At 57.1% G+C, this 22,605-nt stretch carries 20 protein-coding genes; 5 read left to right on the forward strand and 15 right to left on the reverse strand.

The window, feature by feature from the left end; all coding sequences use genetic code 11:
* Positions 1-15 precede the first annotated feature (15 nt).
* From gmd to ACW4YW_RS01695, 3 genes are read right to left on the reverse strand one after another with little or no spacing between them, the layout of a single operon-like run.
* The gene (gmd, locus tag ACW4YW_RS01685) at positions 16-1,101 is read right to left on the reverse strand and encodes a GDP-mannose 4,6-dehydratase (protein ID WP_457135965.1); all 1,086 of its coding nucleotides are present in this window, start codon (positions 1,099-1,101) and stop codon (positions 16-18) included.
* Positions 1,098-2,510, reverse strand: coding sequence for a mannose-1-phosphate guanylyltransferase/mannose-6-phosphate isomerase (locus ACW4YW_RS01690; protein ID WP_457135966.1), 1,413 nt, complete (start codon positions 2,508-2,510; stop codon positions 1,098-1,100). The genes gmd and ACW4YW_RS01690 overlap by 4 nt, the downstream gene beginning before the upstream one ends.
* Entirely contained in the window at positions 2,507-2,848 is a 342-nt protein-coding gene (locus ACW4YW_RS01695; protein WP_457135967.1) for a MarR family EPS-associated transcriptional regulator, read from the reverse strand. Before ACW4YW_RS01695 ends, ACW4YW_RS01690 begins: the two co-directional genes overlap by 4 nt.
* Before the next feature lie 131 nt (positions 2,849-2,979).
* On the opposite strand from ACW4YW_RS01695, the gene ACW4YW_RS01700 reads away from it, so the two are divergent.
* The 3 genes from ACW4YW_RS01700 to ACW4YW_RS01710 all read left to right on the forward strand — a co-directional run bounded on the left by ACW4YW_RS01700 (position 2,980) and on the right by ACW4YW_RS01710 (position 5,053).
* Entirely contained in the window at positions 2,980-3,678 is a 699-nt protein-coding gene (locus tag ACW4YW_RS01700; RefSeq protein ID WP_457135968.1) for an SDR family oxidoreductase, read from the forward strand.
* Complete coding sequence (locus ACW4YW_RS01705) at positions 3,647-4,768, forward strand: PA0069 family radical SAM protein (protein WP_457135969.1); 1,122 nt, start codon at positions 3,647-3,649, stop codon at positions 4,766-4,768. The genes ACW4YW_RS01700 and ACW4YW_RS01705 overlap by 32 nt, the downstream gene beginning before the upstream one ends.
* A gap of 123 nt (positions 4,769-4,891) precedes the next feature.
* Positions 4,892-5,053, forward strand: coding sequence for a hypothetical protein (locus ACW4YW_RS01710; protein ID WP_407996461.1), 162 nt, complete (start codon positions 4,892-4,894; stop codon positions 5,051-5,053).
* 95 nt (positions 5,054-5,148) lie between these two features.
* Here the strand turns inward: ACW4YW_RS01710 and ACW4YW_RS01715 are convergent, their stop codons facing one another.
* From ACW4YW_RS01715 to typA, 8 genes are all read right to left on the reverse strand, one after another.
* The gene (locus ACW4YW_RS01715; protein WP_457135970.1) at positions 5,149-5,544 is read right to left on the reverse strand and encodes an RNA-binding S4 domain-containing protein; all 396 of its coding nucleotides are present in this window, start codon (positions 5,542-5,544) and stop codon (positions 5,149-5,151) included.
* 1 nt (position 5,545) lies between these two features.
* On the reverse strand, positions 5,546-7,687 hold the full coding sequence (locus ACW4YW_RS01720) for a Lon protease family protein (RefSeq protein ID WP_457135971.1): 2,142 nt from the start codon (positions 7,685-7,687) through the stop codon (positions 5,546-5,548).
* 39 nt (positions 7,688-7,726) lie between these two features.
* Entirely contained in the window at positions 7,727-8,176 is a 450-nt protein-coding gene (moaE, locus tag ACW4YW_RS01725) for a molybdopterin synthase catalytic subunit MoaE (protein WP_457135972.1), read from the reverse strand.
* Positions 8,177-8,428 (reverse strand): molybdopterin converting factor subunit 1, encoded by a 252-nt coding sequence (moaD, locus tag ACW4YW_RS01730; RefSeq protein WP_457135973.1) that lies wholly within the window; start codon positions 8,426-8,428, stop codon positions 8,177-8,179. It lies immediately after the preceding gene.
* The gene (locus ACW4YW_RS01735) at positions 8,425-8,604 is read right to left on the reverse strand and encodes a hypothetical protein (RefSeq protein WP_230347029.1); all 180 of its coding nucleotides are present in this window, start codon (positions 8,602-8,604) and stop codon (positions 8,425-8,427) included. Before ACW4YW_RS01735 ends, moaD begins: the two co-directional genes overlap by 4 nt.
* 5 nt (positions 8,605-8,609) lie before the next feature.
* Positions 8,610-9,935 carry a DNA recombination protein RmuC gene (locus ACW4YW_RS01740; RefSeq protein ID WP_457135974.1) on the reverse strand — a complete coding sequence of 442 codons (1,326 nt, stop codon included), beginning with the start codon at positions 9,933-9,935 and terminating at the stop codon, positions 8,610-8,612.
* 188 nt (positions 9,936-10,123) lie between these two features.
* Positions 10,124-11,845 carry a tetratricopeptide repeat protein gene (locus ACW4YW_RS01745; protein WP_457135975.1) on the reverse strand — a complete coding sequence of 574 codons (1,722 nt, stop codon included), beginning with the start codon at positions 11,843-11,845 and terminating at the stop codon, positions 10,124-10,126.
* A 248-nt stretch (positions 11,846-12,093) separates the two neighbouring features.
* Complete coding sequence (typA, locus tag ACW4YW_RS01750) at positions 12,094-13,902, reverse strand: translational GTPase TypA (protein WP_457135976.1); 1,809 nt, start codon at positions 13,900-13,902, stop codon at positions 12,094-12,096.
* Positions 13,903-14,247: 345 nt separating this feature from the next.
* Here typA and ACW4YW_RS01755 point away from each other — a divergent pair, with 345 nt between their 5' ends.
* Both ACW4YW_RS01755 and ACW4YW_RS01760 read left to right on the forward strand, forming a co-directional pair.
* Positions 14,248-15,624, forward strand: a complete 1,377-nt coding sequence (locus ACW4YW_RS01755; RefSeq protein WP_457135977.1) for a DEAD/DEAH box helicase — start codon at positions 14,248-14,250, stop codon at positions 15,622-15,624.
* A gap of 44 nt (positions 15,625-15,668) precedes the next feature.
* Positions 15,669-17,024 carry a DEAD/DEAH box helicase gene (locus ACW4YW_RS01760; protein WP_457135978.1) on the forward strand — a complete coding sequence of 452 codons (1,356 nt, stop codon included), beginning with the start codon at positions 15,669-15,671 and terminating at the stop codon, positions 17,022-17,024.
* Between the two features lie 62 nt (positions 17,025-17,086).
* Here ACW4YW_RS01760 and ACW4YW_RS01765 read toward each other — a convergent pair whose 3' ends face one another.
* The 4 genes from ACW4YW_RS01765 to ACW4YW_RS01780 form a co-directional block, all read right to left on the reverse strand.
* Positions 17,087-17,500: a group II truncated hemoglobin gene (locus ACW4YW_RS01765; RefSeq protein WP_457135979.1), complete on the reverse strand. Its 414-nt coding sequence runs from the start codon at positions 17,498-17,500 to the stop codon at positions 17,087-17,089.
* Positions 17,501-17,512: 12 nt separating this feature from the next.
* Complete coding sequence (gene purT / locus ACW4YW_RS01770; protein WP_457135980.1) at positions 17,513-18,715, reverse strand: formate-dependent phosphoribosylglycinamide formyltransferase; 1,203 nt, start codon at positions 18,713-18,715, stop codon at positions 17,513-17,515.
* A gap of 96 nt (positions 18,716-18,811) precedes the next feature.
* A complete protein-coding gene (locus ACW4YW_RS01775) occupies positions 18,812-20,230 on the reverse strand; it encodes a sigma-54-dependent transcriptional regulator (RefSeq protein WP_457135981.1) in 1,419 nt (472 codons plus the stop codon).
* Between the two features lie 29 nt (positions 20,231-20,259).
* Positions 20,260-22,605, reverse strand: a complete 2,346-nt coding sequence (locus ACW4YW_RS01780; RefSeq protein ID WP_457135982.1) for a TonB-dependent receptor — start codon at positions 22,603-22,605, stop codon at positions 20,260-20,262.

Here is a 22,605-nt window from a genome sequence, read left to right on the forward strand (position 1 = left end):
GTGCGCTCTGCTCTGTTATTCGTTGTAGTCGTAGGCTGCGAAGCCGTGCTTCTTGACGAGTTCGTCACGCTGGGCACTCTTGAGATCTTCTTGCACCATTTCGGATACAAGTTCCTGGAAGCTGGTCCTGGGAGTCCAGCCGAGTTTTTTTTTGGCTTTGGTCGGGTCACCCAGGAGTGTTTCAACTTCGGTAGGACGGAAATAGCGCGGGTCAACCTGGACAATGGCTTTTCCATTGGGGTCATAGCCTTTTTCCTCGACACCCTCACCTTTCCAGGTAATCTGGATATCCAGTTCTCTGGCAGCAGCATTCACAAAGTCCCTTACACTGTATTGCACACCGGTGGCGATCACGAAATCTTCGGGCTGCTCCTGCTGCAACATCAGCCATTGCATTTCGACGTAGTCCTTGGCATGGCCCCAGTCGCGCAAGGCGTCTAAGTTACCGAGGTAAAGGCTGTCTTGCAGGCCGAGTTTGATTCGCGCTAATGCACGCGTGATCTTGCGGGTAACGAAGGTTTCGCCGCGCAATGGGCTTTCGTGGTTGAAGAGAATGCCGTTGCATGCATAGATGCCATAGGCCTCACGGTAGTTGACGGTAATCCAGTAACCGTAAAGCTTAGCCACAGCATAAGGGCTGCGCGGATAGAATGGGGTGGTTTCTTTTTGGGGGACCTCTTGCACTAGCCCATACAACTCGGAGGTAGAAGCTTGGTAAAAGCGGGTCTTTTTCTCCAGGCCGAGGATGCGGATAGCTTCGAGGATACGGAGGGTGCCAATACCGTCGGCATTGGCGGTATATTCCGGTGTTTCGAAGCTGACCGCGACATGGCTCATGGCAGCAAGGTTATAGATTTCGTCTGGCTGAACTTGCTGGATAATGCGGATGAGATTGGTGGAATCGGTCAAGTCGCCATAGTGCAAAATGAAATTTTTATTGTCTACATGTGGATCTTGATACAGATGGTCGATGCGGTCGGTGTTAAATAACGATGCACGACGCTTGATGCCATGAACTATATAACCTTTATTCAACAAATACTCAGATAGGTATGCACCATCCTGCCCGGTAACACCTGTAATCAAAGCAACCTTACTCATTGTTTTTCGCACCTTCCATAAGTATCCTCAAAGCGAACGATATCGTCCTCTCCCACATACTCACCGCATTGCACTTCGATCATATGCAATGGCAACTCTCCCGGGTTCGACAATCGATGCCGATGGGTTTTGGGGATATATGTGGATTCATTTTCTTTTAACGTAATTTCCTGGTCGCCATTAGTAATGCGGGCAACTCCGGAAACCACCACCCAATGTTCAGAACGGTGGTGATGCATCTGCATTGAAAGGCTGGCGCCGGGGTTGACTGAGATACGTTTGATCTTGAAATTAATGCCTTCCTCCAATACGGTATATGCTCCCCAGGGACGCTGGACTGTCCGATGAAGTTCGGTAAGCTCAGGTTTTTGCTTCTGCACCAACGCTACCAATTGTTTGATATCCTCGGTCCGTCCGCGATCACAAATCAAGGTAGCATCCGCAGTCTGGATAACGGCAAGGTTGCTGACTCCCAGTGTCGCCAATAACCCATGTGTATTCCACAACAGGCTGTCTTGGGTATCCAGGGCAATGACATCGCCCTCGCAAACGTTGTCATCTGCATTCTTGTCATTGCGCTGGTAGATCGAATCCCAGCTACCTAGGTCGCTCCAGCCCATATCAGCCGGCACGACAGCGACACGGCTCACTTTTTCCGCCAAGCCGTAATCAATGGAAACATTGGGTAATTTTGCATATTCCTCTGCCAAATTGCCGCTATCGAGTTTGTTTATGATGGCGGAAAGCTCAGGCTGATGTTCGGCCAGCAGCTCCATAAAGGTATCGGCACGGAAAACGAACATACCGCTATTCCACAAATACCCTTGCTTCAGAAAAGTATCCGCATTGGTCCGGTCGGGCTTCTCCACAAAACGGGCGACCGCATGTATTGCATGTGTGGAAGTGTGCCCAATGGTCACATCGGCGGGTTGTATATATCCATAACCAGTTGCTGGTTCGGTAGGCGATATGCCAAGCAAGGCGAGGTATCCCTGGGCCGCTCCCTCTTCTGCGGCTGTCCAAGCCTGATAAAAAGCCTCTTCGTTATCAATGGAATGATCGGAAGGAAAGACCCCGACGATAGCATCCGGAGATTGAAGATGAATTCGGCTGGCAGCCCAAGCAATGGCAGGCAACGTATTCCGGGCGCAAGGCTCTGCCATGACGCCGTTTATTGCCTCCGGCAGAACATCGGCAAGCTGCCCTTTGACCTCGAACTTGTGATCCTCGTGAGTGACGGTAATCAGGTTACTGGGCGGTACATGACGGGAAAGACGCAGTGCGGTTTGCTGCAGCAAGGTTTCCTTGCCGTTCAAGGCAAGAAGCTGCTTGGGCCGCAATGTACGTGACAACGGCCATAGCCGCGTCCCAGAACCGCCGCAAAGAATCACGGCATAACGCTCGCTCATTTGGCCTCCTCATCTACAAATTCGCCTGCTGCCCGGCGCAGCTCTTCAATTTCCGCCTGCAAGTTTGTATATTCCTGCATCTTGTATTTCAGGAAGCGCATGGTGATACCAGCCTTCTCCTCTATTCCTTTTGGCGTCAGCACATACATATAAGCCAGCTTGTTTTTGCTGTTGCGGAAATTGGAAACCTTGAGCAATCCGACCTCAGCCAAGGCCTTGAGGCAGAAATTTGTCTTTCCCAGGCTGATACCCAAAGCCTTCGCTAGCTCGCGCTGGCTGATCTCAGGCTTCTCCTGCAACAGCTTGAGTATTTTGTAGCGGTATTCGTCAGTGAGCATGACTATATAGGTTGATCACACTGCGTTCAAATGATGAACGCAGTTTACAAAAACTTTGCCATCGCCACAACCCTGAAAAATTCACCCCCGAATGGTATCCTGTCAGCACTAGTCACTATGGAGCATGAAGCATGGCAACTGTCCTTATTACCGGTGCCAATCGCGGCCTCGGCCTTGAATTCACCCAACAATATGCCGAAGCCGGCTGGCATGTACTGGCATGCTGTCGTAGCCCTGAATCGGCCGAGGAGCTGCTGCAGCTTGCATCCCGTTTCAAGAGTTCGGTCAGCGTACATAAGCTGGACGTGGGCAATTTCCACCAGGTGGACGAACTGGCCGCCTCGTTGTCAGGCCAGCCAATTGACGTATTGATCAATAATGCCGGGATTTACCCTGACAGTCCCAATCAGATTTTTGGGGATGCGGATTATGAAGCGTGGATCGAGGCGTTCCGCATCAATAGCCTGGCGCCATTCAAAGTGGCGCAGGCCTTTACGCCTCACTTGCAGCAAGGACAGGTCAAGAAGCTCGTCAACATGACCAGCAAGATGGGCAGCATTGCGGACAACACCAGCGGCGGCAGTTATATCTACCGCTCAAGCAAGACTGCGCTCAACATGATCACCAAAAGCTTGGCGATCGAACTGGCAAAGGAAGGCATTACCACGCTGGTGCTGCACCCTGGATGGGTGCTCACCGATATGGGCGGTCCCAATGCATTGATCAACACCAAGCAGAGCATCAGCGGCCTGCGCCAGGTGATAGACAACGCCACGCTTGTGGACGCAGGCAAGTTTTATGCATATGACGGACAAGAAATCCCCTGGTAAGCCATTGCATCCTCATGCCGTGCTGCGCCCCTTGGCGTTCAAGGGGCGCGGTGCGCTCAGCAACCATAGCGGCCGCTTCGATCACCTGCAGCATGCGGATATCGACGATGGCTGGAACAACCTGGAGCAAGCCCTTGATCCGTTGCCCACTGAAATACTGATCGACAATTCCCGCACCATCATCAACTGGAACACCTCGCCAGACGTGCCTTTCGACCGCTCAATCAATCCCTACCGAGGCTGCGAGCACGGATGCATCTATTGCTTTGCCCGCCCTACCCATACCTACCTGGGCCTTTCGGCAGGGCTGGATTTCGAAAGCCGCATCCTGGTCAAGCCGGATGCTGCAAGCCTGCTGCGCAAGGAGTTGAGCAAGAAGAATTACCGCTGCGCGCCCATGGCGATGGGAACCAACACCGACCCTTACCAGCCGCTGGAGAGGCAGCAACAGCTCACGCGGCAAATCCTGCAGGTATTGGCAGAGTTCAAGCATCCCGTCAGCATCGTCACCAAGGCCGCCATGGTGGAGCGCGATATCGACATTCTGTCCGAGATGGCCCATGAGGGGCTGGCCCAGGTGTTCATTTCAGTCACCACCTTGAGCAACCAGATCAGCCGCACGCTGGAACCCCGGGCAGCAGCGCCGCAGCGCCGCCTGGAGACGATCAGGCGATTGCATGCGGCGGGGATTCCGGTTGGCGTGATGACGGCGCCGGTTATCCCGGTGCTGACTGACCCGGAAATGGAAGAGATACTGGCTGCCGCTCACGATGCGGGGGCCGCCAGTGCGGGCTACGTACTGTTGCGGCTGCCCCTGGAGGTTGCGCCGCTGTTCGAGGAATGGCTGCAACACCACTATCCGCTCAAGGCCGGCCATGTGATGAGCATCATCCGCCAAAGCCGGGACGGGCAAAACAACCAGTCCGAATTCCATGAGCGCATGAGAGGCAAGGGAATATTCGCTGACATGATCCGCCAACGCTTCAAGCTGACGACCAAGAAACTAGGGCTCAACCAGCGCAGGCTGGAGATGAATACTGGGCTGTTTCGGCCACCTGGAAAACCTGAGCAACTTGGATTGTTCGATTAAAACCAGCAATATATCAAGCTGCCCAAAAGAAGTAACAAGCCGCGATCTTATTCCAATATTGAGATGTGGAATTTTGACACTCAAGATAAAAAGCGTAAGATACGAGCGAAAGGAGTCTAGCACATGAGCACACAAGAACACGATTTAAGGAAAATCGACGCAGAGATTGCCAAACTGATCGCTGAAACCAGTAAGATCAATGCCGAGGCAAAATGGTATCCATTCATTGCAGTGGCTGGTATCTTTGGTGCTGCCATTGCTATTGTTAAGCTGTTCTTGAGTTAGACAAATAGCATTAATCCAAATTAAAAAAGCCCTCTTCAGAGGGCTTTTTCATTAATATCATCAGATATTGCAACGCATAAGCCTGCAGTACTTGGTCACCAATCGATACCGGTAAACTTCTTGATATCGCGGCGCTGGCGCTTGGTGGGGCGCCCCATGCCGCGTTCGCGCTGTGCATGTTCTTGCTCTAGGGTCACGGCAAGGTTCTCGCGTTTCGCGATGCTCTCAGGCGTCTCTTCATACAATAGCGCCGCTTCCGGTGCGCCGCGGCGCTGCGTGCTGAGGCCTCGCACGATCACTTCCATTTCCAGCTCCTTGCGGCGGATGTGAATCACTTGCCCCAAGCGGACTTCCTTTGCCGGCTTAACGCGGTCTCCGTCCACATGCACCTTGCCGGTATCGACCGCATCCGTCGCCAGGCTGCGGGTCTTGAAAAATCTTGCGGCCCATAGCCATTTGTCCAGGCGGCACTTGTTGTCCTGTTCACTCATGCTATTGGCCTGTAGGGTGGTGATTGCGTTGGTAGATATCCTGGTAAGCCTGCAAGCTGCGCTGCACATGGCCAAGCACAGTATCGGCCGGATAAATGCCGGCTGCATCCGCACTGCCTGCAGTCAACCCGGTCAACAGTTCTATCCCGTCCAGCACGTGCTCCATGGCATATAGCTGGAACCTGCCCTCCGCCATTGCACGGATGACATCCTGATGCAGCAGCACGTGGCGCAGGTTGCTCGCTGGCAGCAATACGCCTTGCTGGCCGTCTAGCCCCAGCTTCTCGCACAGGCGGAAATGTCCTTCTATTTTCTCGTTGATCCCGCCTATCGGCAGCACATCGCCGTGCTGGTTCAATGCCCCCGTCACTGCGACGCCTTGCGCCAGCGGCAGGCCAGAAAGGCTGGAAAGCAAGGCATACAGCTCGGCGCAGGAAGCGGAGTCGCCCTCCACGCCGTGATACTCCTGCTCGAACACCAGCGAAGCGTTGAGCGACAAAGGAGCCTGCTGCACAAACATGGCGGCCAGCCAGTGCTGCAGGATGAACATGCCTTTGTCATGCTGCGGCCCCGTCAGCTTGACCTCGCGGTCGATATTGATGATGCCGTGCCGGCCGGGATGGCAGCGTGCGGAAATCTGCACCGGAGACCCGAACGCGGCATCCCCCATGTCGATATGGGTCAGGCCGTTGATGCGCCCTACCTGGCGCCCTGTTACCGCTATCTTCAGCTCGCCGTCGAGGATGGAATCCCGGATCTGCTCCTCGGCGTAATCGTGGCGTTGACGCGTTGCCCACAGCGCCTGCTCGACCTCGGCCGCATCGACTGCACTGCCCGGCGATGTTAAGGCCGCAGCCTCATGCAGCAAGGGTAGCAAATGCCCAAGCGCCAGGCTGACGCGGGACTGGTCTTCCTCCCACTCGTGCAATACCTGGAGCAAGCGCGCCACCGCGGCGGCGGTGAAATGCGGCAAGCCGTTCTCAGCGGAATAACGCGCAATATAGCCAGCTACCTGACGATACACATCGGGCGTGGCTTTTGCGCTGTCCGCAAACTCGACCTTGATACGGAAATGCTCCAGGAAGGGTTCATGCTGCTCGTGCAAGTGGTAATAATCGTCGCGGCTCGCCACCAGGATCAGCTTGAAATCTAGCGGCAGAGGATCGGGCGTCAGCGCATTCAATGCGGCATTGCCCGAGGCACTGCCGGCATCCTCGATCTGCAGCTTGCGGTTGCGCAATACGCGGCCCAGCTTTTCCAGCAATGGGCTCGCTCCCGCCTGCTGGTCGCCGAGGATATCCTCCAGGTGCAGGATCAGCACGCCGCCGTTGGCACGCAACAAGTTGCCGGCCTTGAGGCGCATGAAATCCGCCAAGTGGTGGTCAGCCGAGGCCTCCACTCCTCCAAACAGCGAAGCATGGCTAGGGTCGTCGTCATAGATGACGGGGCTTCCGGCAAGGCCGTCGTTGCTGAGCAGGAGGTTGGCGCGAAACCGCCCGAGAAAGGCCTCCTGCACGTCGTCGGCCTCGTTATTGGCCGTCAAGGCGAACAGCTCGACATTATCGAGCACCTCCTGCACAAGCTGCGCTGACCAGCGGTCGAACAATTCAGGTTCGAGCAGGCCCGGCAGTATTTGCTGGCGAATCTTCGCCAGTTCCTGTTCCAGGGATAACTTTAGGTTGATCTCGGGGTTCGCGTCTGCCGTGCCATGCCGGGACTCGCCCGGAATCCTTGACTGCAGCAAGGCTGGAATAGTCCGCAACTGCCTGCGCGTAAACTGGTCGAGCAAATGCCGCAGCTCACTCCCCTTGCCTGCCTTCAGGTGCAGCAGAACCGGCTTTTCCGGTAACTGCAAGTTGAACAGGTATACCAAGTCCGGCGGCGCCGGCTGCTGCGCCAGCGCCTGCTCCATCATGCTCTTCACCAACGAGGTACGGCCGGATCCGGGCTCGCCGATTACCAGCATGTGGTAGCCGGGGTGCTGCATGCGCAAACCCAAACTGGCCGCCGCAAATGCACGCTCCTGGCCTATCCATTGCGGCGCGGGACGGTCATGCGGCAACAGTTCTGCGGTAGTGTCGAATCCCAGGCTGGCTGGATGGATGGATATATTGAGTTGTTGCGGTGTCAGCTTGCTTAGCATCAGATGGGCATGTGGTCAGGGTTGAGTTGCAGGAATGCGCTATTGCCAGCGCGCACGCGCGGCCTGGTCGCTTTCGCGGGAATCCAGCCATTTTTCACCTTCCGGTGTCGCTTCCTTCTTCCAGAAAGGCGCTTCGGTCTTGAGATAGTCCATGATGAATTCGCAGGCAGCAAAGGCATCGCCGCGATGCGCGCTTGCCACGACGACCAGCACGATCTGCGCCTGCGGCTGCAACGTCCCGATACGGTGGATCACGACCGCATCGAAAATCGGCCAGCGCTGTCTTGCCTGCTCGGTAATGGCGGCCAGCGATTTCTCGGTCATGCCCGGATAATGCTCCAGCGTCAGACTGGCAACCGATTTGCCGTCATTCAGGTCGCGCACCTGACCGGTGAACGACACAACAGCACCCGCCTGGGGATATTGCAGACGCAGGCGACTGACTTCTTCGCCTACGTCAAAATCCTGCTCCTGTACGCGTGCCGTCATTCAGCCTCCCGTGACGGGCGGGAAGAACGCCACCTCGTCGCCCGGCTTTACCAGCGCCGATTCCGGCGCCAGCTCCTGGTTGACGGCTGCACGCAGGCTGGCGTTGCCGGCAAACTGCTCCAGCCAGGCTCCGCCGCGTGCGGCCAGCTTGTGCTTCAATGCGGAGACAGTATCAGGCTCGGGCCAGTCCAGGCGTTCGCCATCGCTACCCAGCGCCTCGCGCAACCTGGCGAAATACAGCAGTTGGATCATGCGCCGGTCACGTCCTGGTCGGTCACCGGGCCGCGCTTGCCATTGATGGCGTCCATCATCAGCATCAATAGTTTTTGCTTGTGTTCTTCATTGTCCATCAGGCTCGAGCTGAAGGTGATGCCGAATTTGCTGGCATATTGCTGGATCAGCATGATCAGGCCTTGTTCGTCGCTCATATCGCTTACTCCTCTAAATCGTTGTCGGGCAATGCCAGGCCGGCCTGCGGCTCGCCTTCCAGCTCCACGCGCTCGATCTGCGCAAAGCGGCGCGATATCTTCTGGCTGGTGGTGTGTACGTCCTGCACGTCCTCGTGCGCCTGGCGGATATGATCGGCAAGCTTCTTCATGCGCACGTCGAAGCGCGAGAACTCCTTGGAAAGCTTGCCCAGTTCGTCCTTGATGATATGCACCTGCTTGCGCGTCTCCACGTCCTTGAGCACGGCACGCGCGGTATTGAGCACCGCCATCAACGTGGTGGGAGACACGACCCATACCCTGCGGCTCATCGCGTAATCGACAAGGTCGGGATGATAGGCGTGAATCTCGGCAAACACCGCCTCTGCCGGGACGAACATCACCGCGCCGTCCGAAGTGACGTTGGGGATGATGTACTTGCCGGCAATATCATCGACATGTTTTTTGACATCGGTTTTGAACTGGCGTTGCGCAGTAATGCGTTCCGCATCGGCAATATCGCGATCCAGCATGCGGTGATAGTTTTCCAGCGGGAACTTGGAATCCACCGCCACGGTGCCGGTAGGCTCGGGCAGGAACAAGGCGCAATCCACACGCGTGCCGTTGCTGAGCACATGCTGCATGGCATAAGAAGTTACGGGCAACACATTGCGCACCAGGGCTTCGAGCTGCACTTCGCCGAAAGCCCCGCGCGAACGTTTGTCCCCCAGCAACTCCTGCAGGCTCACCACATTGGTAGTCAAGCCGTCGATCTTTTTCTGCGCCTCGTCGATGGTGGCCAGGCGCTCCATGACGCGCACAAAGGTATCGTTGGTCTTCTTGAACCCCTCGTCGAGGCGTTCGGACACCTTACCGCCAATCTGCTCCAGCCTGCCGTCCACCGTCTTGGTCAAGGCCCCTATACTGCCAGTGAGCTGCGTCGTAGCCTTGAGCATGGTGTCCTGGATCAAGGCCTGTTCGGCCTTGCCTTGCTCGGCTAGCGTGACATGCAAGCGCTCCAGCATGGTTTCGCGCGTTTGCGCCAGGTTGGCTATTTGGCTCAACTCCAGCGCCTTCATGGCATCGCGCGTCTGTTGCAGCTCTTGCGCCACCGCAGCGCGCAGGCGTTCGGCCTGTTCGGTTGAGGATTGACTCAGGCGGTCGCCCAGCTTGTTGAGGCCGTCATTGAGATCGCGCAGCATCTCGCGGTGCTTTTCCTCCAGTTGCTGCAACAGCAACCGGCTGGCGTCGCCGCTCCGTGTTTGGCGGTAGGCGAGCCAGAGCAGAAGCAATAGGGAGGCGAATGCAGCAAGGAGAAGCAATATATCTGTCATAGGGATGAAATTATAACGCATCCCTCGCCAGCGTCTGCTGCCGTTTTAGTTTGCAGACGGATGGCGCTGCCATGTCAAGCACCCGGAGCAAAGGAAAAGCCGGCGTAAAAAAATGGCCGCCCGGACCAGATCAGGGAAAGCAAGGAGAAATCCGGGACGGCCAGCAAACGGTCTAAGGTCTGTTAACCCTAGACAAATACTCTCAATGACCAGGCCGATAGTTCCACAATCTCGGCAACAAGCAGGTTGAACGCCGCCAATGCCATGACCTTCATGCTGTTGAAGCTCAGTGCACCTTGGGAAAACCGCGCCGACGGCTTGATGTCGAACGCAATGCAGATACGCTCCTCATCGGAGTGGAACGGGACGGTGCGATGGAACAGCGAGGATGGGAACAGCACAATATCACCCACCGAAGGCCTGATGGCCTTCACAGGAAAATCGTCATGCAGCTTGGGATAGTCGTCGCCATGGGTGCTGAACTCGATACAGCCGTCATCGCGCCCTTCCACCTGCCGCGGCAGGGTCAGGTAGACGCAGCCGCTCAGCCAGCCGATCTCGTGGATATGGGAAGTCAAGTGCCCGCCCTGGCGCATGCGCACGTACCAGGAGCTGGCAAACTCAATCTGTTCTGGAAAGTGCCGCATCAGGTCGCAGTCCCAGCCCTGGAATGCCTGTGCATAGGCCAATACCTCGGCACGGATCAAGTCCGCAAGCTCGCAGAATGAATCCTCCTTGCGCTTGAACAGGTTGCCGGCAGACTGCATGCCATGGTGCAGGCGGCCTTGCTTGCGCTCGGCGATTTCCGTGAACTGGACGTCTTCGAGCAATTGCAACAGCAAAGCGCTGCCCGGCTCTGCCAATGGCTTGATGCCGCGGTGAAAGACGAAATCCATGGGCTGCTTGCAGAAACGGTAGGCATCCTCGGCATGGAAGTTGGTCGCGTAATGCGTGGACAAGGTCGCGAGGAAGGGCGAGACATGCTCCTTGGCCGCCAGCATGGGCAGCAAGCGGCGGCGGAATATCTCGTACTGCTCCGACTTGTAGAGGCAATAGAGGATTCTCTCCTGCCAGTCTTCCTGCTGAGAATCCTCGAAATAAGGTATCGCCTCGATGAAGCGCCCGGCATCGTAAAGGAACTGCGCCATATTGAAGGAGGCCGCCTGGTGGCCGGGCTTCATGCGCAGGGCATGCAGGTAACAGGTCACGGCGTTTTCCATATTGCCCTGGTCGCGGAACACCTCGCCGAGGTTATTGTGCGCATCGGCATAGTTCGGCTGCAAGGCAATCGCCTGGCGGTAATGCGAAATGGCCTGCTCCAATCCGCCGCGGTCGCGCAAGGCGGTCGCCAGGTTGAAATGTCCTTGCGCATGGTCGGAAATCGCCAGCGACTGGCGGTAGCATGCAATCGCATCGTCGAGATGGCCCTGCTGCTGCAAGGCGGTGCCCATGGCGCCATAGGCCTCGAAAAACCCCGGCTCGATCACGACGGCTTGGCGGTAGTGCTTGATCGCCTCGTCTAGCGAGTGTTTTTTCTGCAACAAGGCGCCGAGATTGAAATGCGCTACCGCGAGACCCGGGCTGATCTGGATAGCCCGCCGATACGAGGTGACCGCTTCATCGTCCTGCCCGAGCTGGGACAAAACCGATCCAAGATTGAAGTGCATCTCGGAAATCGAAGGGTTGATGGCCAGCGCCTTGCGGTAGCACTGCACCGCGTCCTGGAGCTTGCCCTGCCCCTCAAGCGCGACCCCGAGCACGTTGTAGACGACCAGCGCCCCGGGATATTGCTTGAGCAATGCGCGCGCCCTTGCCTCTGCCGCATTCAACTGGCCAGTATTGTATAGATTGAAAAGCGCATGAACCTCGCCCTGGCCAGGCTGCCTGGCCGCCTGCACACCTTGCTTCATACCACATCTCCATAGTTCATTATATGCATTGCAGCTCTATCGGCCGCTGATGCAAAACCGTACCGTTCCCCACGGTGCGGGTTATATACAATTTTGTATATTTATAGGCATTCTGCATGAAGGGGCATCACCCTGGCAATAGTTTCTGTTACAAATTTGAAACAATTTTAAACACGACGCCATTGCCAGGCTTGGAAAAGCAAAAACCCCGGCAAGCCGGGGTTTTGTTTATTCCGATAAAAGAACGATTAGTCCTTGGCGGCACGCTTGCGCTCGTGCTCCAGCAGGTAGCGCTTGCGGATACGGATGTTCTTGGGCGTGATTTCCACCAGTTCGTCGTCATCGATAAACTCGACCGCGGATTCCAGGGTCAGCTGCACAGGCGGGATCAGGCGAACGGCTTCATCGGTACCGGAAGCACGAACGTTGGTCAACTGCTTGCCCTTGATCGGGTTCACCACCAGGTCGTTGTCCCGGCTATGGATGCCGATGATCATGCCTTCATAGAGCTTGTCGCCAGGCACGGAGAACATGCGGCCGCGATCTTGCAGCTTCCACAGCGCATAAGCCACGGCCTCGCCCTGTTCGGAGGAAATCAGCACGCCATTGCGGCGGCCAGGCATGTCGGCCTTCACTGGGGCGTATTCATCGAAAATATGCGCCATGAGGCCGGTACCGCGCGTCATGGTGAGGAACTCGCTCTGGAAGCCGATCAGGCCGCGGGCTGGAATCTTGTATTCCAGGCGGGTACGGCCATTGCCGTCGGATTCCATGTTCTGCAGCTCGCCGCGGCGGCGGCCCAGCTCTTCCATCACCGCGCCCTGGCAGTCGTCTTCCAGGTCTACCGTGAGGATCTCATAAGGCTCGCACTTCTGGCCGTCGATTTCCCTATACACCACGCGCGGCTTGCCCACGGCGATCTCATACCCCTCGCGGCGCATGTTTTCCAGCAAGATGGTCAAGTGCAGCTCACCACGGCCGGAAACGCGGAAAATGTCCGCATCGGCCGTATCTTCCACCTTGAGCGCCACGTTGGTCAGCAGCTCCTTGTTCAGGCGGTCGCGAATCTGGCGGCTGGTGACGAACTTGCCTTCGGTACCGGCCAGCGGCGAAGTATTTACCATGAAGTCCATGGTCAGGGTAGGCTCGTCCACCGCCAGGATAGGCAGGCCGACGGGATTGTCGCGGTCGGCCACGGTGACGCCGATGCCGATTTCCTCGATACCGGAAATGATGACGATATCGCCGGCCTCGGCTTCTTCCACCTGCACGCGCTCCAGGCCGCGGAAGCCCAGCACCTGGTTGATACGGCCCTGCGCGACTTGCTCGTCGCCCTTCATGACGGAAACCACCTGGCCCGGCTTGATGCGGCCATTGCGGATACGGCCCACGCCCAGGCGGCCGGTATAAGTAGAATAATCCAATGCGGAAATCTGCAGTTGCAGGCCGGCTTCGCTATCGCCCACAGGAGGCTGCACATGGCTGAGGATAGTCTCGAACAGGGGACGCATATTGTCGGACTCTTGCTTCAGGTCCAGCTTTGCAAAGCCGTTCAGGCCGGAAGCGTAGACCACCGGGAAGTCGAGCTGCTCGTCAGTGGCGCCGAGGTTGGCGAACAGGTCGAAAGTCTGGTTGATGACCCAGTCGGGACGCGCACCGGGACGGTCCACCTTGTTGATCACCACGATGGGACGCAAGCCGAGCGCCAACGCCTTCTTGGTCACGAAACGCGTCTGCGGCATCGGGCCTTCTACGGAGTCGACCAGCAGCACCACGCCATCCACCATGCCCAATACGCGCTCTACTTCGCCGCCGAAGTCGGCGTGCCCTGGCGTATCGACGATGTTGATGTGGGTGCCTTCATAATTGACGGCGGTATTCTTGGCGAGAATGGTGATGCCACGTTCCTTTTCGATATCACCGGAATCCATGACACGTTCTGAAACCTGCTGGTGGGCGGCGAATGTGCCGGCCTGTTGCAGGAGCTTGTCCACCATGGTGGTCTTGCCATGGTCAACGTGGGCGATGATGGCGATATTACGAAGGGCGCGCGACATGTGTGATTACTCTATTTGCGAAAAAGTGCGCGATTTTAACACAGACTTGATTAAATCCGCGTTAAAACCTTTGACAAATTAAGGACAACCTATATACTGCCGGACTGATTCAATTCTGACGGATTGATGATTCATCGCCCTAGCCTCTCGAAGCCTGTGCAATTTTACGGCTCTCTTGCTTTTGTTACCGGTTAGTGGCTATGCCCGTGCGCCGGTAAGAATGCTAAAAAAATTTAGTCATTGCGCCTGATACTGATACTGCCAGCAAGGCAGGTTCATGATGGCTGCTTGCGCCCTTTTGGGGCCTTTCCGAGGCCTCGTCAGTTTTCCTTGAAAGGGAATTTTGTGTCTTTTGAAAGTTTGAACCTACATCCTGCCATCCTGCGTGCCTTGACCGAAGCTGGCTACAACACCCCTACACCTATCCAGGCCCAGGCGATTCCTGAAGTCCTGGACGGCCATGACCTCATGGCCTCCGCCCAGACCGGCACCGGCAAGACCGCCGCATTTACCCTGCCAGCACTCAACCTGCTTGCAACACCGCATCCCGCCAAGAGCCGCGGCCCACGCATCCTGGTATTGACCCCGACCCGCGAACTGGCCGCACAAGTAAACGATGCGGCACGCAAATACGGCAAGTTCTTGCGCGCCCGTACTGTCAGCATCGTCGGCGGCATGCCGTACCCGTTGCAGAACAAGCTGCTGTCGCAGCCAATTGATATCCTGGTGGCAACGCCAGGCCGCCTGCTCGACCATATGGAACGCGGCCGTATCGACATGTCCCGCCTGCAGATGCTGATCCTGGACGAAGCCGACCGCATGCTGGACATGGGCTTCATGCCGGATATCGAGCGTATTTCCTCCGCCTTGCCGGGCGAACGCCAGACATTGATGTTCTCCGCCACGTTCGAAGGCCAGATCGCCAATATCGCCAAGACCCTGCTCAAGGATCCCAAGGTCATCCAGATCGCGGCGCAAAAGGAAAAGCACGCCAATATCGAGCAGAAACTGCTGTTCGTCGACGATATGGCGCACAAGAACAAATTGCTCGAGCATTTGCTGATCGCGCCTGACGTCAACCAGGCCATCGTCTTCACCTCGACCAAGCGTCATGCCGACCTGCTGGCGGAAGACTTGTATGCCGCCGGCCACAAATCCGCCGCCCTGCATGGCGACATGACACAGGGCGCACGCAACCGCACCCTGACCAAGCTGCGCCATGGCGATGTGCGCGTATTGGTGGCTACCGACGTCGCAGCCCGCGGCATCGACGTGCACGGCATTACGCACGTCATCAATTACGACTTGCCGAAGTTTGCGGAAGACTACGTCCACCGCATCGGCCGCACCGGCCGTGCAGGCAATACCGGCGTTGCGCTCTCGTTTGCCTCGCACATGGACAGGCACCAGTTGCGCAAGATCGAGCAATATACCGGCCAGCGCCTGGAAATTTCCGTGATCGAAGGCCTGGAGCCCAAGCGGCCCGCCCCGCGCATGGACCGCAATGACAAGCCGCGCAGCGGCCGCCCCGGCCAGCGTCCAGGCGGCAATGGCGGCGGCTACAAGTCGCGCGGCCAAGGTTTTGGCAACCGCGACGGCAACCGTTCGGAAGGCCGCACCTTCGGCGACCGGGCAGCCAGTGGCCGCCCTGACGCCAACCGCGGACCAGCCAAGCGTCACGATGGCGATCGTCCGGCACGCCGCCCGCGCAGCTTTGCCTAATCGCTTTGTATAGTTAACTTGTGAACACTCAACCTGAAGACAACGTGAATACAGACACTACCAGCTTTGCATCACTCAACCTGGCGCCCGAGTTACTGAAAGCACTGGATGAGTCGGGCTACACCACGCCGACTCCGATTCAGGCTCAGGCTATTCCCGTCGTGCTGGAAGGCAGCGACCTGATGGCCGGCGCGCAAACCGGCACTGGCAAAACGGCGGCTTTTACCCTGCCCTTGTTGCAGAAACTGCTGCCGCTCGCCAGTAGCAGCGCCTCGCCTGCGCGGCACCCGGTACGCGCCCTGATCCTTGCCCCTACGCGGGAACTTGCGATCCAGGTCGAGGAAAGTGTCAAGACATATGCCAAGCATACGCCGCTGCGTTCACTGGTTGTCTTCGGCGGAGTGGATATCAAGACCCAGACGCCCTATCTCATGAAAGGGGTGGAAATACTGGTGGCCACCCCGGGCCGCCTGCTCGACCATGTCGAACAGCGCACGGTGCAACTGGGCCAGGTGCAGATGCTGGTGCTGGACGAGGCCGACCGCATGCTGGACATGGGCTTCATGCCCGACCTCAAGCGCATCCTCGCACTGCTGCCGAAAAAACGGCAGAACCTGATGTTCTCAGCGACCTTCTCGCCTGAAATCAAGAAGCTTTCCGAAGAGTTCCTGACCAAGCCCACGCTGATCGAAGTCGCCCGCAGCAACGCGACATCCGAAAACGTGACGCAAAAAATCCTGCTGGTGGAAAGCGAGCACAAGCAGCACGTGCTGGCCGACTTGCTGCGCAAGGAGGCGACGCAGGTCATCGTCTTCACCAAGACCAAGCTCTCCGCGAGCCGCCTGGCGCGCCACCTGGAGCGTGAAGGCATTGCCGCTGGCGCGATTCATGGCGACAAGAGCCAGCTTGAGCGCATCCAGGCGCTGGACGCCTTCAAGCAAGGCAAGATCACGGCACTGGTGGCGACCGACGTGGCCGCACGCGGCCTCGATATCGACCAGCTTCCCATGGTTATCAATTACGAGCTGCCCAGCGCCGCCGAAGACTACGTACACCGCATCGGCCGCACCGGCCGCGCCGGCGCTTCCGGCATCGCGATTTCTCTGGTGGCCAGCGAGGAGGAGAAATTCCTCAAGGAAATCGAGAAGCTCATCAAGCGCGAATTGCCGAAGGAACAAGCCACTGCTCCCCAGCCTTCACGCCGCGGCCAGGAAGCCCAACGGCAGAAGTCAGGCAACGTTGCGCCGCGCCAGCGTCAAACCGCCCGCAATAAAGAGGATGAATGGTTCTTCAAGCCGTATGAGCCTTCCACAGATGCGCCGACGCCCAAGCCCATGCATTCCCGGGAAAAGTCGAAGAAGGAAATTCCCGCCCTGCTCGGCGGATTGAACCGCAAGTAATAAAAAAGGCGCTGAATGCGCCTTTTTTATTATCCTCAGACAATCCTATAAATCATCCTGGGCTAACCTTCCCGGTTGCGCATGAAATCCGCAACGCCATAAAGCGCAGCCCCCATTTTCTCGATGATGGCCTCGTCCACGCCGGTATCGTGCATGGCCTTGACCATGCAATACATCCATTGGTTGCGGGCGGACTCATCAATCGGGAATGGCATATGCCGCATGCGCAGCCGGGGATGCCCGTAACGCTCCATGTAAAGCTGCGGCCCGCCGGTCCACCCGGTCAGGAACATGAACAGCTTTTCGCGCGCAGAGGCAAGGTCGGGGGTATGCATGGCGCGAATGCCTGCAGCGCGCGGGTCGGTATCCATGATGTCGTAAAAGCGCTCGACGATGGCGCGAATCTGCTCCGCCCCGCCCAGCAACTCGAACAGGGTAGCCTTGCTGCTCCCTGGCTCGCCTATCTTGTCCAGCATGTCTAAATTCTCTTACTTTCCATCGCGCGTCTTGACCAGCCTTGCCGCTTTGCGGGCACGCTCACGCGCCTCCTCCACATCATCGGCGGTCGCCAAGGCCACGCCCATGCGGCGGCGCTCGAATGACTCCGGCTTGCCGAAGAGGCGTATATCGGATTCCGCAACGGCCAATGCTTGCTCGACGCCCTCGAACACTAGCTGCCCGCTATCCAGCCTGCCGTAAATCACGGCACTGGCCCCGGGCCGGCTCAAGGCTACATTGACCGGTAAGCCGAGAATAGCGCGCGCATGCAGATCGAACTCGCTGAAGCGCTGGCTGCCCATCGTCACCATGCCGGTATCGTGCGGGCGCGGACTGACTTCGGAGAACCATACCTGGTCGCCCTTGATGAACAATTCGACCCCGAACAAGCCCAGCCCTCCCAGGCTTTCGGTCACCGCCCGTGCAATCTCCTGCGCACGCTCCAATGCCAATGCCGTCATGGGCTGCGGCTGCCAACTCTCGATATAGTCGCCCTTTTCCTGCAAATGGCCGATAGGCTCGCAGAAGCTCGTCTCAACTTCGCCCCCGGCATTCAGGGCGCGCACGGTCAGCAGGGTGATTTCATAGTCGAAATCGATCTGTCCTTCGACAATCACCTTGCCCTGGTTGACACGTCCGGCCGTGGCGGCATATTCCCAGGCAGCGGCAATCTGCTCTGGGGCTGTGATGCGGGATTGGCCCTTGCCGGATGACGACATGGTGGGTTTGATGAAACAGGGATAACCGATGCCGCTTTCAATCGCTGTCCGCAACGACTGCTCGCTATCGGCAAACGCATAAGGCGAAGTCGGCAGCTTGAGTTCCTCCGCAGCAAGGCGGCGTATGCCTTCACGATTCATGGTGAGCTGCACGGCCTTGACGGTGGGAACCACGCGGGTATGTCCAGCCGACTCGACCTCGGCCAATAACTGGGTGTTCAGCGCCTCGATCTCTGGCACGATCAGGTGGGGATTTTCCTTGTCGATCAACTCGCGCAAGGCTACGGGGTCCGTCATGTCGATGGCATAAGCGCGATGCGCGACCTGGTGGCCGGGCGCGTTCTGGTAACGATCCACTGCAACCACCTCGACCCCCAGCCTCTGCAAGGCGATGATCACCTCCTTGCCCAATTCCCCGCTGCCAAGCAGCATGACACGCGTGGCAACAGGACTGAGAGGGGTACCGATCTTCATGAACACTCCGGAATTGAATAGCATGGAAATGCCCGGAATGATACCACGAGCGCATTGCCGCCGTTCAGGCAAGCACCAGCCGGCATCCGGCAAAGGTCAAACCTTGATGCCGTGACGCTCCATGCGGTAACGCATTGCCATACGGGTGATACCCAGTTGGCGGGCGGCTTCCGACACATTGTTGTTGGATTGGCGCAGCGCGTTCTCGATCAGCACTTTTTCCGCGGATTCCAGGGTGACGCCACGCTCCGGGATCGTCATGGCCTGCTCCGCCTGTATGCTCCCCGGCAAGGCCAGGTCATGCAGCATGATCTGGCTTTCACGGCTGAGCAGCACGGCACGGCTCACCTGGTGCTTGAGCTCGCGCACGTTTCCAGGCCAGTGGTAATCGCGGATCATATGGCTGGCATCCACGGAGAATGGCCGCGGCTGCAACCCGTAGCGACGTTCGGTTTGAGCAGCAAAATGCTTGGCCAATAGCAGGATGTCATCCCCGCGCTCACGCAACGGGGGCATGTTCATGGTCAATACGTTGAGGCGATAGAACAAGTCGGAGCGGAAACGGCCCTCCAGCACCATTTGGTGCAGGTCGCGGTTAGTTGCAGCCACGAACCGCGCCAGCACGGGGTGCTCCTTGGTCGAGCCAAGCCGGCGCACCATGCGTCTTTCTAGAACGTTAAGCAGTTTGGCCTGCAGGGCCAATGGCAATTCGCCGATCTCGTCCAGGAACAGGGTGCCATCCTCGGCGGCCTCAATCAGGCCGCACCGGGAACCTTGTGCACTCGTGAAAGCGCCTTTTTCGTGGCCGAATAATTCGCTCTCGATCAACTCGGCCGGCAAGGAGGCGCAATCCACATGCACGAAAGGCCGGTCGCTGTTCGCACATGACAAATGCAGCAACCGGGCGGCCACGTCCTTGCCCGTGCCGGTTTCCCCCTGGATCAATACCGTTGGCGGAATGGCATCGGAAAAAGCCACCAGCTGCGCAAAGCGCTCTATTTGCGCCTTCACGCTGGTCATGGCGGGGCTGTCGCCCAGGAGCTCGACACCTTCGGTAGCATGCATGTTGCGCTGCCGCGAATAATCGAGATGATGTTTTAATTGGGTAGCAGCTTGCGCCTTTTCTATCGTCAGTAGCAGCTCATCAAGATCCACCGGCTTCTTGAGGTAATCGGTGGCTCCCAGCTTCATTGCATATACTGCATCCGCCACTTCACCGTAGGCCGTCATGGAAATCACGGAAATGCCTTTGGCGACCAGTTCTGGCAATAAATCCAGGCCGTTGCCGTCGGGCAGGCGCATATCCAGCAATACCAGATCGGGCGCCATCTGCCGCACAAGCTCACGCCCGTCCTCAAGCGTGGCGGCATGCTCGCAGTCATAGCCCGCCTGCTGCAGCCGCTTGGCCACAGCTCGGGCAAAAATCACTTCATCCTCGACGAGCAGGACACGTACCCTAGGCCCAGATCGTCCGACCTGAAACTTTTGATCCTGCCCAGCTACCTGTTCCTGCATCGCGAGGTCACTCCTTAATACAGCTTAGCTTAGTTGGAAGATACTACATTCTTGGGACCACCAAACTCCCAGCGCACGCCGATCCAGCCTGCGCGTGGAGCACCTGGGGCACGTAAGCTGGCACGCTCCCGGTCATCGTCGTCCACAGCATTAATCGCACCGTCTGCAAAGAAAAGTGAACGTCCCAACATGGCACCACTACTATATTCACGATCAAAGATATTGACTACCTTGGCAAACAATTGCCAGCCATTACCGAGGTTATAACGGGTATCCAGATTGACAACCGTATATCCACCCAATTTGGAACCAGAACCCTGGTCCTTATTGTTCTCATTGCCGTGGGCATATTGATCGGAAAACATCAGGACATTGGTGCCTATGCTCCACTTCGGCGTAATGGCATATTCACCGCGGAACTTCAGGCGATGGGCAGGAATTCCGGCCAAACGGCTACCTTTGCTGACACTGATACTATCGCCGTCTGAGGAGGTATTCACCTCGTTAGCCAGGCTGATATCGTTTTCGTAGGTTGCCTTGATGTAGCTATATCCTAACATCCAGCTGAAATCACCATTGTTGCCAATGAAACTGGTATCAAGACCAACACGACGAGTACGGCCTACGTTATCAAAATAACCCATACCATTAGTAGCATTGGCATAAATAAACTGGATATCGTCATAGTTCTGCGCGCGATATACGCTTGCAGTCCAGCGCAACGTCTCCGTCAGGCTTCCACGCAAACCAGCTTCGTAGGTCTTGGCAACTACTTGCTTCAAAGGCGGGTCGCCAGCCATGGTATTAGGCAACTTACAAGGTACGTCTGGATTGGCACAACCAAGCTCGATAGCTGTTGGCGCACGACTGCCTTCGTTATATGAACCATAGAATGTCCAATCCTTGGTTGGCGTGAAGTTCAGGCCAATTGCCGGATTGATGCGGTTGAAGCTATGATCGCCTGACAGTGATTCATCACCACTTGCAACTAAGTGGTCACGATTTTCCACCTTGGTATGGTTATACCGAGCTGACATAGTCAGGTGCCAGAAGTCATTGAGTGATAGCGTGTCAGTAGCAAATAAGCTCCAAGTTCGTGTACGTCCTGTCAGCTCAACCTCACCTTCATCACCGAACAAACCAATGCCATCTACGCCACGACTTGGTGTCAAATTTCCAAACTCGGTCGATTGGCTGAAACGTGTCTTACTCTGGTCAAAACCAAACCCAACGATGAATTGGTTTTTCTTTTGCAACCAATCCTGATTGAAGCTCAGCTGAGTAGTAAAGCCATAACTGTCCTTACGTGCACGGCTGCGATTAAGAGCACCTGCACATGCCTCCTCAGCATCTTCAGGATCAGTCAAAGCGCTACAGTCCGCCAGATAATCGCCCTCTTCCAAATCATCATTACCATCCCCATTCAAGGTACGGGTCCTAGACTGGCGGTAGTAAACGTTGCCACTCAGCATCACATCGTCATTGAACCAATGCGAACCGGTCAGGTTGAGAAACGACAGGGTGTTGCGTGTCTGGTCTGGACGCGTAAGGATAGTGTCGCGACCCAGCGCGCGCATCATCTCGGACGGCACCAGTCCGTTGCCGATCATGTCGTTGTCTGCGCCGGTATAGCTCAGGTCCAGCTTGGTGGTTTCGTTCTGCCAGCCCACCTTGGCGAACAATTGCCGTACATCGGTCGGGGAATGGTCGCGCCAGCCGTCCTCACGGAATGAATTGGCCGTGATGAAGAAATCAACCGAGCCGTCCTGAGAAACACCGCCATACTCGACAGATCCCGTCTTGCGGCCCCAAGAGCCAACGCTGGCTTCCAGGGCAGCACCCTGGTTGTCGCGGCCGCTCTTAGTCTGCAGGGACAATGCGCCGCCCAGCGTATTCAAGCCAAACAGTGGATTGGATCCGGGGATCAAGGACATATTGGCAAGCGCATTGACCGGGATCAGGTCCCAGCTCACGACGTCGCCAAACGGCTCGTTGACGCGCACGCCGTCCACATAAACGGACAAGCCCTGGGGGGTACCGAGCAACGGGGAGGCCGAATAGCCGCGGAAACTGATATCCGGCTGGAAAGGATTATTCTGTGTATCGTTGACGTTGACCGCAGGCACATTGTTTTGCAGGTAGTCTGCAATCGTGACGCTGCGCTGCTTCTGCATTTGAGGGCCGGTGATAAGCTGGATGCCTGCAGGCACCTGCTCCAATGGCAGACCGAGCGAAGGCAGCGGCGTCGTGCCCACCACGTTGACCTTGTCTGTGGTGATAGGTGTTGCATCTGCTGCCTGTGCCTGGAAACTGATACAGGCATTGGCTACCAGCACTGCAATCGTGCTCAGCCTCAGATTCTCTCTCTTAAACAT

The sequence above is a fragment of the Methylobacillus pratensis genome (assembly GCF_054072455.1).